Source organism: Bacillus sp. FSL K6-1338 (genome assembly GCF_038006965.1).
GTDB lineage: Bacteria > Bacillota > Bacilli > Bacillales > Bacillaceae_G > Bacillus_A > Bacillus_A thuringiensis_S.
In genome coordinates, this window is record NZ_JBBOWI010000001.1 from 1356222 (window position 1) to 1369987 (window position 13766).

Sequence of the window (13766 nt, forward strand, 5' to 3'; positions counted from 1 at the left end):
ATTTTTATATAGAAAAGCTTGTATTCTTACTCTTTCTCGTCACTTAATAATTTATTTAAGAGGAAAAAGAATAGTACGACACATAATTCAGCTGTGTTGGACATTTGTACGCTTTCTATCCAATTATCAGCAGTATGAATGACGAACCAATCTAGTGTAATTTCAATGAACGAGAAAAGAGTAATAGAAATCCAATTTGGCATGTTTTGTGTCAGTGGATATAGCAGCGCTTTGAAGAAACTGAAGATGAAAAATGTAATACTGTCTAAGAAAGTGATTAATAAAAAAAGAGAAGTAACGCAGTACGTGAACTATACTCTATACCTGTAATTTGAAAGATTCCTACATATACAAAAAATATAAATGCAAAAACGATAATGAGAAAAAGAGCAATAATACTAGTGATAATCGTTTTATCTTTTAGGCTGAGATTTGAGAATTTCTCCTCCTCATGCATTAAAATACCCCCTTTTTCTGGAAGTTAACTTCATTTTATCATGAAATACCTATTAAAAAACTACGAATTATGGGAAAATAAGGTGACAAAAAGTAAGATTTCATGTAAAATTATTAATAAGGTTTTTATTTAACTAAATGAAATAAAAGGAGCTGTCAAAGTTGTCTCAAAATCGAGAGCAATTAATGGAAGAACTATCGACAAATGTGTTTGCTATGTTTCGCACATTGCGTAATGATATCGGAAAAATATTCGGTGGTTACATACCGTGGAATGAATTCATCGTCCTGAGAATATTAAATCGTACGAATAAAGAAATGGTATCGCGTGTAGCAAATGAATTAAATGTGTCGAATAGTCATATTACAGCTGTTACAGAAAAATTAATTAATAAAGGTTTTGTAACTCGTTCACGTTCTACATCGGATCGCCGAGTTGTGTATTTAGAGATTACAGAACAAGGGAAAGATTTAGTTGCGAAAATGGAAGATGCGAAAAAACAATATTTACAAGAAAGATTCTCTGCACTTTCAGAAGATGAAATGAGTGTAATGATTTCGATTTCCAAAAAACTTATTTAAGTGATTATAAACAAGAAAACGCTTACGTGATGAAAAAGAAGATCTTCCTTATATATGGAAGGTCTTCTTTCGTGTGTAGTAGATGTTAAAAAATAAAATGTGTATGAAAAAAGATAGAGCGCCATACTACTAATACAAGGAAGGGAGGGAGAAATATGACGAATCGTAACGGTAGTAAAGGGAGCGGTAATCAAGGATCACCAAAGTCCGGCCAGTTTAATCAGGAATTTAGCACTGAATTTGAAACTGGTAATGATAATAAAGGGAAAGAATATCGTTCGAAAAAAGGAAGTAAATCAAAAAAGGAGTGAATATATTCACTCCTTTTTTGATTTAAGATGCTGCCGATTGATCAGTATTATATTTTTCTTCTGATTTTGCGACAATCATTGCACAAATTGCATCACCAGAAATGTTTACAGCTGTTCTTGACATATCTAGAATACGGTCAATACCAATAATTAAAGCGATACCTTCTACTGGTAGATTTACTTGATTTAAAACCATTGTAAGCATTACAAGTCCAACACCTGGTACACCAGCAGTACCAATACTAGCTAGTACAGCAGTTAATACGACCATAGCTAATTGCGGTAATGTAAGTTCAACTCCGTATACTTGAGCGATAAATACAGTTGCTACCCCTTGCATAATAGCGGTACCATCCATATTAATCGTTGCACCGAGTGGTTGTACAAATGAGCTGATTGCTTTTGGAACTCCAAGCTTCTCTTGTGCGGTTTTCATTGCAAATGGAAGAGATGCATTAGAGCTAGATGTGCTAAAGCCAATTGCCATTACCGGTCCGAAATGCTTAAAGAACCGGACGATACTTTCTTTTGCTAATACCTTTAATAGGCCGCCATATACAAAGACCCCGTGAATAATGAGTACTAACATAACGACAATCATATACTTGAACATCGCAGCGACGCCTGCAAGACCCATTTTACCAACGGATGAAGCGAGCAAACCGAATGTTCCAATTGGGGCTAATTTCATAACGAGATTAACAAGATACATCATTAATTCGTTGCCCTGTTCAAGTAATGAATGGATACCTTGAACTCGTTTTCCTAAAATAGCTATACCGAGTCCAATCAATACGGCAAAGGCAATGATTTGTAACATGTTTCCGTCAGCCATTGCTTTTGCTGGGTTATCTGGTACGATATTTAGCAATGTTTCGACGAAAGATGTTTCAGTTTTTGCACCTTCATACTTAAGACCTTCTGTTTTAAAATTACCGCCAGCTCCTGGTTTTATAATAAGTGCAAATGTAACCGCTATAGAGATGGCAACCGCAGTTGTTACGAGAAAGAATGAAATTGATTTTAAACCGATTCTTCCAAGTTGTTTCGGATCTCCAAGGCCGGCAGCACCAAGTACGATAGAAATGAATACAACAGGAACAACTAGCATTTTAATAAGGCGAATAAACAATTGACCAATTGGGTTGAACACATATTGATTTAGTGGCTCAAAGATAGATGGAGCGGCTAAATTTAGAGTGAGTCCAACAACTAGACCTAGAAATAATGCGATTAAGATTGCTTTTGTTTGTTTCAATAAAATCCCCCCTTTTGTTTGTGCGAAAGTTCTTTCTAAAGTAATTATACCGAAAAAATACCTAATTTAACAATATTTTCTGAATTTTTTGTTTTTATTTAAGTGTAGATAGACTGATTTTGTGTTTGGAAAATAAAATAGACCATCACATAGGATGGTCTAGGGAAGGGGACAATTTATGTCAATTTAATTAGGGATGGAAGCTGCTTTAAGACACTGGGGAATGTCTTAAAAATTAGGGAGGAACAACTTCGATACATATACTATAAAAGGTAGGTGTGACTCTCATGTGAACATAGGGTGAAAGAGAGAGGGAGTTTTAAAGAAAAGATAGAAAGACAAAAAAATAAGACCATCATTTATAAGATGGTCAAGGAAGGGGACAATTTATGTCAATTTAATTAGGGATGGAAGTTGTTCAAAGACACTGGGGAATGTCTTAAAAATTAGGGAGGAACAACTTCGATATATATACTATAAAAGGTAGGTGTGACTCTCATGTGAACATAGGGTGAAAGAGAGAGGGAGTTTTAAAGAAAAGATAGAAAGACAAAAAAATAAGACCATCATTTATAAGATGGTCAAGGAAGGGGACAATTTATGTCAATTTAATTAGGGATGGAAGCTATTCAAAGACACTGGGGAATGTCTTAAAAATTAGGGAGGAACAGCTTCGATACATATACTATAAAAGGTGGATGTGACCTCTGTGTGAACATAGAGTGAAAGAGAGAGGGAGTTTTAAAGAAAAGATAGAAAGACAAAAAAATAAGACCATCATTTATAAGATGGTCAAGGAAGGGGACAATTTATGTCAATTTAATTAGGGATGGAAGCTATTCAAAGACACTGGGGAATGTCTTAAAAATTAGGGAGGAACAGCTTCGATACATATACTATAAAAGGTGGATGTGACCTCTATGTGAACATAGAGTGAAAGATATGGGGATTTGAAAAATAGTACATATGAAATTGTTATTGCTAGCAATATTGAGCTAGGATATATAGTTTTCCAGCATAAAACAAAAAGGAATCTGAATATAAATAAAAGTTGTAATCTATGAAAAAAAGGATTATGCTCAACTATATTATAAGAATATAAGGTTTGTCCCAATTGTTTAAGGGCTTTTTAAAAGCTTTTTATTTATGAGGGGAAAGCTTCACTTTAATAAGGGAGTTAGTGATATGGAAGTAACAAAAAAACAAGGGCTGTATAATCGTCTTATACGATTAAACCCACCACAAATATTAGCATTAGGTTTTTTCTGCTTAATTGTGGTTGGCGGTTTGTTATTAAAGTTACCATTCGCAACGAAAGCACATATTAGTTGGGTAGATGCTTTCTTTACAGCAACGTCAGCAGCGACCGTAACTGGTTTGGGAGTAGTGGATACAGCAAGTACATTTACGATGTTTGGCGAAATTGTTATTATGTTTTTAATTCAAACAGGTGGTCTAGGTCTTATGACAATTGCCATTTTAATTGTTTGGGTATTAGGCAAAAAAATCGGATTACGCCATCGTTTATTAATTGGAGAAGCATTTAATCAAACAAATATAGGTGGTCTTGTAAAATTAGTAAAGCGTGTCTTTATATTTTCGATTTGTATTGAGCTTATTGGGGTCATCTTTTTATCGTTTCGCTTTATTCCAGAGTTTGGTTTTGGAAAAGGTTTATACTATAGTATTTTTCATGTAATTGCATCTTATAATAATGCAGGATTTGCTTTATGGCCAGATAATTTAACAAGATATGTAGGGGATCCCATTATTAATATTGGGATTTGCTCTTTAATTGTAATAGGTGGACTCGGTTTTACCGTATTAATTGATATATGGTATAGTCGCAGTTTTCGAAAATTATCACTTCACTCAAAAATAATGATTATTGGAACAGTAGTGTTAAATGTTATAGCAATGATTGTAATTTTTGTATTGGAATATAATAATGTGAAGACGTTAGGGAATTTATCTTTAAATGAAAAACTATGGGCTTCCTTCTTTCAAGGTATTACCCCGCGGACAGCTGGATTTAATACGATTGACTATGGAGGTATGGAAGAATCATCTATATTATTTACGATGATTTTAATGTTTATTGGTGCAGGAAGTGTATCAACAGGTGGAGGAATTAAATTAACAACGTTTGTTATCTTAATTACATCTGTCCTTTCTTTCTTTAGAAAAAAGGAAGAAATTGTTTTATTTCAGCGTACAATTAAAATGTCGACAGTAACGAGGGCCTTAGCGATTGCTGTTGCTAGTCAAATACTTATTTTTACAGCGGTATTTATATTAATGCTTACAGAAAACTTCAGCTTTATTCAATTATTATTTGAGACAATATCAGCGTTTGGCACAGTCGGATTAACGATGGGAATTACTGCAAAGCTATCGGCATTCGGAAAATGTATTATTATGTTTGTTATGTTTTGCGGATTAATTGGACCGTTAACACTTGTGTTTTCTTTAGCGCGACCAGCAAAACAAAAAATAAAATATCCATCGGAAGATGTGTTTACAGGATAAGGTATCCCGCGTTAAGCGAGATACCTTTTTCTTTTTTAGAACAGGGAGAACAATAAACCAATAAGTGCTACTCGGAATAAAATTGCGATAAGTGCAGCAATCCCACCGACAACTGCAGCGATACCGCCAGTTACAGTAGCTCCGCGATTATAAGCGTAAATACCGAGTAAAACAGAAACAAGACCAAATAGTGTTGGGAATGTAAATAGCGATAAGATAGATAGCGCAAGAGCGATAAAACCAGCAGTTGATCCAGCGGCGGATGATTTTACAACATCTTTATCGTCTTTATCATCATAATCAATGCGTTGTGGTGCAACCTCAGCGGCGTACTCTTCTTTATAGTCACTATAATCACTATCTATTCTATCTCTTCTTTTATAATCATCAAATTTCTCAGTCAAAGTCATGACTCCTTTCATAACAAGGTTCAATAGTAGTATGTATCTCTTTTTCTTTTTTATCCTGCTATTTGTGGGAGTCGAGCTACGTACACATCCTACTGATTAAAGTTTCACTATACCGGAGCATGTACAGGGAGTAGTATCTTTTAAAAGGAGGAAAATGTTTTCTTGAAATAGGAAAAGTTAGTATGACTTCCTCTATTTTGGAAAGTATAAAAAGGAATAAAGAGGAAAGGGTGCAATACATAATGGAACATCCAATTGAAAATTTAATGAAAACGGCAATGACAAATTTAAAAGAGATGGTAGATGTAAATACAATTGTTGGGAGCCCGGTCTCAACAGCTGACGGAAATGTAGTATTAACAGTATCTCAGGTGGCTTTTGGTTTTGGAGCTGGTGGAAGTGATTTTAAAGGGGATTTCATTACTGAAAAACATAACGGTGGGCAAAATCAGCATAAAGAGAAAAAGCAAGGGCATCCATTTGGAGGAGGAAGCGGGGCTGGGGTTTCTATTAGCCCAGTTGCTTTTTTAGTAGTCGGTTCTAACGGTGTGCAAGTATTACACCTCAATAGTAGTACACATTTAATTGAAAAGGCTTTAAATACGGTACCAAGCACTGTAGATAAATTTGTAAATGGTCGCCAAAAGTGAACTTGCATTTTTTAGGAATTATGATATATTAGAAAAAGTGCGCTTTAGGATGATCGGAATAATTGAACTGTAAATATATATGATGTGTGGAATAAGGGAGAGGAATTTATGATTAATATCAAAAACTTAGTAGTTGGTTTATGTATGTTAGTAAGCGGTTTTGTTGTATATGTAATAAAAGAAAAAGCTCCATTCTAAAACAGACAAACCGTTACTGTCTGTTTTTAATTTACAAAAAATGTTGACAAGTTATTTTATTGATGTTAAAATTTTAATTCGTGTCTCGGTTACAGCTAGTATAAAGTAAATAAATCTTATAAATGTAATACGAAAAGTTTGCGAAAGATCGGGTAGTCTTACCAACAACTTTTGTGAACAAACCCTATAAATTATAAGTGTAAGCTTTATAGGTATACTAGTGAATCAAGGAGCGGTCAGTGGAACCGTAATGATGAGAGAGAGGTAGGGCTTTCATCCAGTATATGTTACTTTCCCGTTAGGTGAATATAAAAAAGAGGACTCCTTTTCAAAAGGAGTCCTCTTTCTTTTTTTAAGTGCGAATTTCAACTTGTTGACAAATTTCATCCGTTGTTAAACCGTGAGCTGTAATGACTGATCCTTTAATTGATGCATCTGCAATGCCCATCACATTAGAATCTTGCCCAGTTACAACGCAACAATCACACCCTTGTGCATCCTGTTCTGAGTTAAGTGTAACAACTTCATGACCTTGTTGCTGAAGAGCTTGTTGAACGTCTGTTAATGAGTTTTCAACGCCAATTCTAGCCATAATTCTCACCTCCTACCATCTAATTGCTAGTATGCTCAAGTTCACTGCATATATTTATGAAAAGACGGTAGGAAGTAAATCTTTGTTTAGTCGTTATATACGCCAGTAAGCATTTGACTAACGAATTGATCGTTTAATGTATCTTGTGCAGAAGAAGTATTTGAATGGATGTCGATTGAAGCAATAAAATGATTATGTTCTTGCGTGTTTGGTTCTACCTCTACGTAATTATCGAATTTACAAAAACCTTTCGTGTCCATTAGATCAAATAATTGCAACATTTCTACTACCTCTTGTCTCGTTCCTTTAATTTGTACACATGCCATATTTATTTCCTCCTTCATTTTGACAAATTGTTTTTTAAAAATAGGATTATGATTACGAAATGAAAAATATGAATGTTATTTTTAGACAGCGCTATTTTTGTTATTTCCCCCCTTTTTCAGCAAAAGTCGTTATATATTCCCGGATTTATAAAATCGGACGTCCGTTTATTGAATACAATAGATTCGTATTAATTGATGAAAATCCTTCTTTTAAACAAATCTTTTTTTAGTGAAAATTGGCGAAAAAAATTTTCGGACTTTTTGTAAACGTTAACAATGTTGTTAAATCAATATAATTGAAGATGTACGTACGATTAAAAATTATAAATTTTCTAAAAATTTACTTGATTTATTTAAAAAGGAGAGTAAACTAGGAAACAATAAAAAATTCATAGAACATAGGAGGCACTTCCAGTGAATGAGCAATGGATTTTCTTAAATGGAGAATTTGTTCCGAAAGATGAAGCAAAAGTTTCGGTATATGATCATGGCTATTTATATGGCGATGGAGTATTTGAAGGAATTAGAGTTTATAGCGGTAATGTTTTCCGTTTGAGAGAGCATCTTGTCCGGTTGTATGAATCAGCAAAATCAATCCTTTTAGAAATTCCATATTCATTAGATGAAGTAACGAATATTGTTGTTGAGACGATTCGACAAAATAAATTATCTAATGGATACATTCGCCTTGTTGTATCAAGAGGAGCAGGAAATCTTGGATTGGATCCCGATTCATGTAAGAAGCCGAATGTAGTAGTAATTGCAGAACAATTATCTTTATTCCCACAAGAATATTATGAGAAAGGGATTCCAGTTGTAACAGTTGCAACGCGCCGAAATCGTCCCGATGTTTTATCCCCTCAAGTAAAATCTTTAAATTACTTAAACAATATTTTAGTTCGTATTGAAGCGAAATTAGCTGGAGTACAAGAAGCACTTATGTTAAATGATCAAGGATATGTAGCTGAAGGATCAGGAGATAACGTGTTTATTGTTAAAGGAAATAAATTAATTACACCACCAAGTTCTGCTGGAGCGTTAGAAGGTATTACACGAAACGCCATTTTAGAAATCGGCGAAAAACTTGGATATGACGTAAGAGAAGAGTTATTTACAAGACATGATGTATATGTAGCTGATGAAGTGTTTTTAACAGGAACAGCTGCTGAAGTTATTGCTGTTACGACAGTAGATGGTAGAACGATTGGTTTAGGGCAAACGGGTCCACATACGAATCGTTTATTGGAAGAATTCCGAAAGTTAGTTATAGAAGATGGAGAGAAAATTTACGAAGAAAATAAAGTTGGATAACAACTTTTTATAACATAAGAAAGCGTTGAGAGGGAGGAGTAGTTGATTGTGAAGCCTCACAGAGAGTCGGTGGTTGCTGAAAACCGATGGTTCACGTCGACGAACATCGCCCTTGAGTGCTAAGCTGAAGCATTTGTCTAGGCTTAGACGGTAGCTCCGTTATTAGCTAGATCCATTTATGGGTCACTGAGGCAAGAGTATTCTTGCAAAGAAGGGTGGTACCGCGAAATCTTTCGTCCCTTCAGCACATAGCTGGAGTGTGGACGTAGGATTTTTTTTATTGATAAAGGTTTTCAAAAAGGGGGCTTATAAGAACAATGTCTTCAAAAACGGAAGAGAAACTGGCAACTGGTGCACAGCTATTGTTAGAAGCGCTAGAAAAGGAAGGAGTAGAAGTGATTTTCGGTTATCCTGGTGGTGCTGTTTTACCTCTCTATGATGCACTGTATGATTGTGAAATTCCTCATATTTTAACAAGGCATGAGCAAGGAGCAATTCACGCTGCTGAAGGGTATGCCAGAATTACTGGTAATCCAGGGGTTGTCATTGCAACGAGTGGTCCAGGTGCTACAAATGTGATTACTGGTCTAGCAGATGCGATGATTGATTCATTACCACTTGTTGTATTTACAGGGCAAGTAGCAACAACGTTAATTGGAAGTGATGCTTTCCAAGAAGCGGATATTATGGGGCTTACAATGCCGGTGACAAAACATAACTATCAAGTGCGAAAGGCTTCAGATTTACCTCGAATTATTAAAGAAGCATTTCATATTGCTAAAACAGGAAGACCAGGCCCAGTCGTGATCGATCTTCCGAAAGATATGGTAGTAGAGCAAGGAGAACGATGTAATGATGTGCAAATGGATTTACCAGGATACAACCCAAATTATGAACCGAATTTACTCCAAATAAACAAATTATTACAAGCAATTAGTGCTGCAAACAAGCCGTTAATTTTAGCTGGAGCAGGTGTATTGCATGCGAAAGCATCAAAAGAGTTAACAAGTTTTGCGCGTAAATATGAAATTCCTGTTGTGCATACATTACTTGGTCTTGGTGGCTTTCCGCCAGATGATGAACTTTTTCTAGGGATGGGGGGAATGCATGGTTCTTACACAGCCAATATGGCGTTATATGAATGCGACTTACTCATTAATGTAGGCGCGAGATTTGATGATCGGCTTACTGGAAATTTAGCTTATTTTGCTAAAGGAGCGACTGTCGCGCATATCGATATCGATCCAGCAGAAATCGGAAAAAATGTGCCGACTGAAATTCCTATTGTTGCAAGTGCTAAGCGGGCATTGGAAGTATTACTTCAACCAGAAGGAAGGAAAGGAAATCATCATGAATGGATCTCTTTATTAAAGAGTAGAAAAGAACAGTATCCATTCTCTTATAAACGAAACTCTGAAAGTATTAAACCTCAATACGCAATTGATATGCTATATGAAATCACGAAAGGAGAAGCGATTGTAACAACAGACGTTGGGCAACATCAAATGTGGGCAGCGCAATATTATCCGCTGAAAAATCCAGATAAATGGGTAACTTCTGGCGGATTGGGAACGATGGGATTCGGATTTCCAGCAGCAATTGGTGCGCAAATCGCAAAGCCTGAAGAACTAGTCATTGCAATTGTTGGTGACGCTGGGTTTCAAATGACTCTACAAGAATTAAGTGTATTAAAAGAACATTCTTTACCTGTTAAAGTATTTATTTTAAATAATGAAGCTTTAGGAATGGTAAGGCAATGGCAAGACGAATTTTATAATCAAAGATATTCACATTCCTTATTGTCGTGTCAACCAGATTTCGTCGCTCTTGCGAATGCGTATGGTATAAAAGCTGTTCGTATTGATGATCCACTTCTTGCAAAGAAGCAGTTGAAGCATGCGATTGAATTAAAAGAACCAGTCTTAATTGATTGCCGTGTACTTCAATCTGAGAAAGTTATGCCGATGGTTGCGCCCGGGAAAGGCGTTCACCAAATGGAAGGAGTGGAAAAAAGGTGAAGAGAATTGTTACAGCGACAGTTCGAAATCAAAGTGGTGTGTTAAACCGAATTACAGGGGTTATGACACGAAGACATTTTAATATTGAAAGTATTTCAGTAGGTCATACGGAATCATCAGATATATCGCGAATGACGATAGTTGTGCATGTGGAAAGTGAACAGCAAGTTGAGCAGTTAATTAAACAACTTCATAAGCAAATCGATGTTCTGAAAGTATCAGATATTACAGAAGAAGCGATGATTGCTAGAGAGCTTGCTCTTATTAAAGTAGCAACTTCTGTAGCAAGGGCGGAATTATATAGTTTAATTGAACCGTTTCGAGCCGCTGTAATAGATGTTGGGAAGGATTCCATAGTTGTGCAAGTAACAGGTACGCAAGATAAAGTGGAAGCGTTAATTGAATTACTTAGACCATACGGTTTGAAAGAAATTGCGAGAACAGGTGTAACAGCATTTACACGTAGTATGAAAAAACAAGATAAGCAAGTTATGTTAATTCAATAATCATTTAAATATAGGGGGAAATGAAAATGGCAAAAGTTTATTATGAGAAAGATGTAACAGTAAATGTATTAAAGGAAAAGAAAGTAGCAATCATCGGATATGGCTCGCAAGGTCATGCGCATGCGCAAAATTTACGTGATAACGGATTTGATGTAGTAGTAGGTTTAAGAAAAGGTAAGTCTTGGGATAAAGCGAATGAAGATGGATTTTCTGTATATACAGTAGCAGAAGCAGCGGAAAAAGCTGATGTAGTAATGATTCTACTGCCTGATGAATTACAACCAGAAGTATATAAAGCTGAAATTGAACCAAATTTACAAGCCGGAAATTCTCTCGTGTTCGCACATGGATTTAATGTTCACTTTGATCAAGTAAAACCACCAGCTAATGTAGATGTATTTCTAGTAGCGCCAAAAGGACCGGGGCATCTCGTACGCCGTACGTTCGCCGAGGGCGGGGCTGTTCCTGCACTATTTGCCGTATATCAAGATGCAACAGGAGTTGCGACTGAAAAAGCACTTTCTTATGCTGACGGAATTGGAGCAACGAGAGCTGGTGTATTAGAAACGACGTTTAAAGAAGAAACAGAAACAGATTTATTTGGAGAGCAAGCTGTACTCTGCGGCGGAGTGACTGCACTTGTAAAAGCAGGGTTTGAAACGTTAGTTGATGCGGGATACCAGCCTGAACTTGCATATTTTGAATGTTTACATGAACTGAAGCTAATCGTTGACCTTATGTATGAAGGTGGACTTGAAAATATGAGATATTCAGTTTCAGATACAGCGCAGTGGGGAGACTTCGTATCAGGACCACGCGTTGTTACTGAAGATACGAAGAAAGCGATGGGGGCAGTATTAGCAGAAATTCAAGATGGTACATTTGCAAGAGGCTGGATTGCAGAGCATAAAGCAGGAAGACCAAATTTCCACGCGACAAATGAGAAAGAGAATGAACATGAAATTGAAGTAGTTGGACGTAAATTACGTGAAATGATGCCTTTCGTACAGCCGCGAGTAAAGGTAGGGATTAAATAATATGAAGCAGATTTTGTTCATGGATACAACGCTTCGTGATGGCGAACAATCACCAGGAGTAAATTTAAATGAACAAGAGAAATTACAAATTGCTAGGCAATTAGAGAGGCTTGGTATTCATGTAATGGAAGCTGGATTCGCGGCAGCTTCCGAAGGTGACTTCCAATCAGTAAAACGCATCGCGAATACAATTCAAAATGCTACGGTTATGAGTTTAGCTAGAGCGAAAGAAAGTGACATTCGAAGAGCATATGAAGCAGTGAAAGGTGCTGTATCTCCTCGTCTACACGTATTTCTAGCTACGAGTGATATTCATATGAAATATAAACTTTGTATGTCAAAAGAAGACGTGTTAAATAGTATTCATCGTTCGGTTACGCTTGGAAAATCATTATTTCCGACAGTACAATTTTCTGCAGAAGATGCGACAAGAACATCGAGAGCATTTTTAGCTGAAGCAGTAGAAACTGCGATTCGCGCAGGAGCGAATGTAATTAATATTCCGGATACAGTTGGATATACGAATCCAGAAGAATATTATTCTCTTTTCAAATACTTACAAGAATCCGTTCCATCATATGAAAAAGCGATTTTTTCTTGTCACTGTCACGATGATCTTGGTATGGCAGTAGCAAATTCGTTAGCTGCGGTTGAAGGCGGAGCATTGCAAGTAGAAGGAACGATTAATGGCATTGGAGAAAGAGCAGGGAATGCAGCGTTAGAAGAAGTTGCGGTTGCTCTTCATATTAGAAAAGATTTTTATAAAGCAGAACCTTCTATGACTTTAAAAGAGATTAAGGCGACGAGTACATTAGTAAGCAGGTTAACGGGTATGGTTGTACCGAAAAATAAAGCAATCGTTGGAGCGAATGCATTTGCTCATGAATCAGGCATCCACCAAGATGGTGTTCTAAAAGAAGTAACAACTTATGAAATTATCGAACCAGCGCTTATAGGAGAATCTCAAAATCTCTTTGTACTTGGGAAACATTCTGGCCGTCATGCGTTTACGGAAAAAATGAAAGAGCTTGGTTATGAATTTACAAATGAAGAGCGAGATGCGGTATTCGAAGCGTTTAAAAAATTGGCTGATCGTAAAAAGGAAATTACTGAGGAAGATTTACGCGCACTTATGCTTGGTGAAGCAGCATTTGCAGCCCAGCAATATAACATTACGCAATTACAAGTGCATTTCGTATCAAATAGTACACAATGCGCAACAGTTGTGCTGAAGGATGAGGAAGGAAATGTATATGAAGATGCAGCCACTGGTTCTGGTAGTATTGAAGCGATATACAATGCGATTCAAAGAATTTTAGGACTAGAATGTGAATTGGCAGATTATCGCATACAATCTATTACACAAGGTCAAGATGCACTTGCTCACGTTCATGTTGAATTAAAAGAAGGTAGTCACCAAATATCAGGTTTCGGAGTTGCGCAAGACGTATTGGAAGCGTCGGCGAGAGCTTATGTCCATGCAGCAGGGAAATTAAAATCTCTTATAGCGCTTGTGAAATAAATATTTGATAGGTGAGAGAAGTTTTCCTCACCTATCAAATTAAAGTTCTGAAAATTCAGT

Annotated in this window: 14 protein-coding genes, 1 pseudogene and 1 other annotated feature; of the genes and pseudogenes, 10 read left to right on the top strand and 5 right to left on the bottom strand. The window is 36.2% G+C overall.

Annotated elements, in window-relative coordinates:
- Nucleotides 1-26 precede the first annotated feature (26 nt).
- Nucleotides 27-457, bottom strand: a pseudogene (locus tag NZ044_RS07175) (regulatory YrvL family protein).
- Between the two features lie 161 nt (nt 458-618).
- Between NZ044_RS07175 and NZ044_RS07180 the strand changes: the two are divergent.
- Both NZ044_RS07180 and NZ044_RS07185 read left to right on the top strand, forming a co-directional pair.
- Nucleotides 619-1038, top strand: a complete 420-nt coding sequence (locus NZ044_RS07180; protein ID WP_000081433.1) for a MarR family winged helix-turn-helix transcriptional regulator — start codon at nt 619-621, stop codon at nt 1036-1038.
- A gap of 155 nt (nt 1039-1193) precedes the next feature.
- On the top strand, nt 1194-1349 hold the full coding sequence (locus NZ044_RS07185; protein WP_000184928.1) for a hypothetical protein: 156 nt from the start codon (nt 1194-1196) through the stop codon (nt 1347-1349).
- A gap of 22 nt (nt 1350-1371) precedes the next feature.
- Here the strand turns inward: NZ044_RS07185 and NZ044_RS07190 are convergent, their stop codons facing one another.
- Entirely contained in the window at nt 1372-2607 is a 1236-nt protein-coding gene (locus NZ044_RS07190) for a dicarboxylate/amino acid:cation symporter (protein WP_000814811.1), read from the bottom strand.
- Between the two features lie 1185 nt (nt 2608-3792).
- On the opposite strand from NZ044_RS07190, the gene NZ044_RS07195 reads away from it, so the two are divergent.
- The gene (locus tag NZ044_RS07195) at nt 3793-5136 is read left to right on the top strand and encodes a TrkH family potassium uptake protein (protein WP_000454114.1); all 1344 of its coding nucleotides are present in this window, start codon (nt 3793-3795) and stop codon (nt 5134-5136) included.
- A 35-nt stretch (nt 5137-5171) separates the two neighbouring features.
- Here NZ044_RS07195 and NZ044_RS07200 read toward each other — a convergent pair whose 3' ends face one another.
- The gene (locus NZ044_RS07200) at nt 5172-5540 is read right to left on the bottom strand and encodes an imidazole glycerol phosphate synthase (RefSeq protein ID WP_118961691.1); all 369 of its coding nucleotides are present in this window, start codon (nt 5538-5540) and stop codon (nt 5172-5174) included.
- A 188-nt stretch (nt 5541-5728) separates the two neighbouring features.
- Between NZ044_RS07200 and ytfJ the strand changes: the two genes are divergently transcribed.
- A complete protein-coding gene (gene ytfJ, locus NZ044_RS07205; protein WP_000204240.1) occupies nt 5729-6196 on the top strand; it encodes a GerW family sporulation protein in 468 nt (155 codons plus the stop codon).
- A 108-nt stretch (nt 6197-6304) separates the two neighbouring features.
- Nucleotides 6305-6394 (top strand): hypothetical protein, encoded by a 90-nt coding sequence (locus NZ044_RS07210; RefSeq protein WP_000608225.1) that lies wholly within the window; start codon nt 6305-6307, stop codon nt 6392-6394.
- 352 nt (nt 6395-6746) lie between these two features.
- Here NZ044_RS07210 and NZ044_RS07215 read toward each other — a convergent pair whose 3' ends face one another.
- Both NZ044_RS07215 and NZ044_RS07220 read right to left on the bottom strand, forming a co-directional pair.
- On the bottom strand, nt 6747-6986 hold the full coding sequence (locus tag NZ044_RS07215) for a YkuS family protein (RefSeq protein WP_000101020.1): 240 nt from the start codon (nt 6984-6986) through the stop codon (nt 6747-6749).
- Between the two features lie 86 nt (nt 6987-7072).
- The gene (locus NZ044_RS07220) at nt 7073-7312 is read right to left on the bottom strand and encodes a DUF3911 family protein (protein ID WP_000752514.1); all 240 of its coding nucleotides are present in this window, start codon (nt 7310-7312) and stop codon (nt 7073-7075) included.
- Nucleotides 7313-7726: 414 nt separating this feature from the next.
- Between NZ044_RS07220 and ilvE the strand changes: the two genes are divergently transcribed.
- The 5 genes from ilvE to leuA all read left to right on the top strand — a co-directional run bounded on the left by ilvE (nt 7727) and on the right by leuA (nt 13706).
- Nucleotides 7727-8623, top strand: a complete 897-nt coding sequence (gene ilvE, locus NZ044_RS07225; RefSeq protein WP_001005485.1) for a branched-chain-amino-acid transaminase — start codon at nt 7727-7729, stop codon at nt 8621-8623.
- 16 nt (nt 8624-8639) lie between these two features.
- Nucleotides 8640-8867: a binding site (T-box leader), on the top strand.
- A gap of 73 nt (nt 8868-8940) precedes the next feature.
- Nucleotides 8941-10641 (top strand): acetolactate synthase large subunit, encoded by a 1701-nt coding sequence (ilvB, locus tag NZ044_RS07230; protein ID WP_000095839.1) that lies wholly within the window; start codon nt 8941-8943, stop codon nt 10639-10641.
- Nucleotides 10638-11147, top strand: coding sequence for an acetolactate synthase small subunit (gene ilvN, locus NZ044_RS07235; RefSeq protein ID WP_000822952.1), 510 nt, complete (start codon nt 10638-10640; stop codon nt 11145-11147). Before ilvB ends, ilvN begins: the two co-directional genes overlap by 4 nt.
- A gap of 26 nt (nt 11148-11173) precedes the next feature.
- Entirely contained in the window at nt 11174-12184 is a 1011-nt protein-coding gene (ilvC, locus tag NZ044_RS07240) for a ketol-acid reductoisomerase (protein ID WP_001151745.1), read from the top strand.
- A gap of 1 nt (nt 12185) precedes the next feature.
- Entirely contained in the window at nt 12186-13706 is a 1521-nt protein-coding gene (leuA, locus tag NZ044_RS07245; RefSeq protein WP_000809594.1) for a 2-isopropylmalate synthase, read from the top strand.
- Nucleotides 13707-13766: the final 60 nt, after the last annotated feature.